2 protein-coding genes are annotated in these 2864 nt (G+C 32.4%); both read left to right on the plus strand.

Features of this window, described 5'->3' with window-relative positions; translation table 11 throughout:
• A partial coding sequence (locus N4A35_01385) for a sensor histidine kinase (protein MCT4580043.1) occupies nucleotides 1-472 on the plus strand: 472 nt, incomplete at its 5' end.
• A 2-nt stretch (nucleotides 473-474) separates the two neighbouring features.
• Nucleotides 475-2864, plus strand: a 2390-nt coding sequence (locus N4A35_01390; protein MCT4580044.1) for a histidine kinase, incomplete at its 3' end; no start/stop codon positions are given.

The raw sequence follows: 2864 nt of genomic DNA on the forward strand, positions 1-2864 counted from the left end.
AGAAAAGCAATATATTTCCATAGGAGAAGAATTAGAGATGTTAAGGTTATACATGAACCTCGAGAAAATGCGTTTTGAAGATGGGTTTGATTATGAAATAATTGTTGATGAAGCTATTGATGAAGATTATGATGAAATCCCATCAATGTTGATCCAACCTTATGTAGAAAATGCGATATGGCATGGACTAATGAATAAAGGGACAAAAGGAAAGATAAGAATAGGTATAGCCTTAAGAGAAAAAACATTGTATTGTACAATAGACGATAATGGAGTTGGTCGAGCAGCCGCAGCAAAGTTAAAAGCTCGTCGTAAGATAAAAAGTAAATCAGTAGGGATGCGAATTACCAAAGATCGTTTGAATATCTTAAACGAAGATTCTAATATAAATGTTATTATTGAAGATAAAAAAGATGAAAAGGGCCAAGCTACTGGAACTAAAGTAGAAATTCGAGTAGGTTATACCAATTAAAAATGATAAAATATCTCAGCTCCATATTGTTAGTCTGTTTTTCTTTGTTTAGCCTTGGACAAGAAGAGGGTTTATACCGCAACTATACGGTAGAAGATGGTTTGCCAAGCTCAGAAGTTTATTTTTCTTTTCAAGATTCTGAGGGGTACATGTGGTTTGCTACAGATGGAGGAGTGTGTCGTTTCAATGGTTATGAGTTTGAAGTTTTTAATACCACAAATGGCTTAACCGATAACACAGTTTTTCGAATTACCGAAGATGCTAAAGGAAGAATATGGTTTGCGCCTTTTAATGGACAATTTTGTTATTATCATAAAGGAAAAATTCATCAATATATCCATAATGATAAGCTAAAAAATATAAAAGGAATGGCGAGGTTAACTTCTTTTTATGTTGATAAAGTCGATAATATTTGGTTAGGAGCTTTATATTCTGGAATTCAAAAAATAGACGCTAATGGAAATATAGAAGAACAGATCATACCGCAAGTAGACAGAGGAATAATCAATAAACAAATAAAAATAGAAGAAGAATACATTACAGGGAGTTTATTGGTTGTAAATAACAACAAAACGTATTTAGAGGGAGACTATTCTATTTTTTCTGAATTGAACAATGTGAAAGATAGTAAGGTGCAAAAACTTACCAACTTGGGGGGGAATCGAGGGGTCTTTAAGGTGGCAAGTCATAAAAATAATATGGTGTATTTAGAGCGGGACAACCTTTTTTGGGTTAATCAATCAACAATGTTCAATCAACAAATAAAGCAGTTAGCTCGAAATAAAGGAATTTTTTTAGGGGTCGAAAATAGTGTAGTATATGTCGGTTATGAAAATGAAGGAGTAGCTGAGTATCGCCTACAGGGGAATCGATTAGTGGAAAAAAGAAGGTTTCTTGATGGCCTTTCTGTTTCATCTATATACAAAGATAATCAAGGAGGAATGTGGTTCTCGACATTGTCTAATGGAGTTTATTATTTGCCTAGTCAAGCGATTTCCAAAAAGAAACCATTTACATCTTCAGTATTTGATGTGGAAGTTGATACCTTGCGTGGAGTTGTCTATACAGCTTTAAGAAATGGAGAACTGTATGCCATTAGCGATAGTGTATATTTTATTGAACACTTATTTAAAAATTCATTAAATATATCTTATAACTATGAAAAAAAATCGCTCTTTTGGTTAAACTTCATAGGTACAGAGGTTTTATTTTTTTATGATCAGGAACAACAAGAATTAAATCTTGTTTCAGAATCATCTAATGATTTTAAAGCGATGCTATTCAAAAAAGATACCATATACCTGGTTAATCATGTAGGGTTTAAAGTATTTTATAAGAATGGAGAGTGTATTTATTCCTCTTACATAGAAAAAAACAAAAAGATTTGGTGTACTAGTTTATTGATGAATGGAGATAGTATTTGGATTGGATCAAATAAAGGAATGCTAATCTATAATAAAAAGACGCAAACAACCAGGACTTTGGAAAGTCCGTTGTTATCTTCAATCTCTGTTACCTGCATGGAACAATTAAATGATTCTGTTTTTCTTATTGGTACCAAGAGCAAGGGAGTATTGGTTATAAAAAATGGAATGTTTAAGCAAGTCTTCAATACCAATACTGGTTTATCAAGTAATTTAGTACGAACCATTCACGTAGATAATCAACAAACCATTTGGGTAGGATCTACTAAAGGGATTACTAAACTAAGACTAAAAGCAAATGATCAGTTTGAGGTTTTTAATTTATCTAAAAAGCACGGACTAATTTCTGAGGAGATTACAGATATAGAATCAATAAAAGATACCTTATATGTGGGGACAGCAAAAGGACTGTTAACCATCAATAGAAACGAATTACAAAAAAATAACTTTCCTCCATTAATTTATTTAAAAACTGTTTTGGTAAATGCTAAGGCAAAGCTAAAAGACAGTTTAGCTTTACTAACCCATACCGAAAATAATATTTCAATAGTGTATGAAGGTTTAAATTATAGAAGTCAAGGTGCAGTTAGTTACCGATATCGATTGTTAGGAGAGGGGCTGGATTCCAATTGGGTAACTACAAAAGCTCGTATAGCTCGTTATTCTCTATTGCCCTCAGGAACTTATGGTTTTGAAGTCAAAGCAGAAAATGAAGATGGCATTTGGAGTCAGCCACAGCAAATTTCATTTACGATTCATCCTCCTTTTTGGAAAACGTGGTGGTTTATTGTTTTGATGTTTTTATTCTTTGGGAGTATTGTTTTCCTAATTGTTTACAATTACTTTAAAAATAGAGAGAAACAACTTCAAATAGAGAAACAATTAGTCGAGCTGGAGTTAAAAGCTTTGCGTTCTCAAATGAACCCTCATTTTATTTTTAATATCTTAAATTCGATTCAGCATTACAT

It is taken from the genome of Flavobacteriales bacterium (assembly GCA_025210295.1).
Taxonomy (GTDB): domain Bacteria; phylum Bacteroidota; class Bacteroidia; order Flavobacteriales_D; family Parvicellaceae; genus S010-51.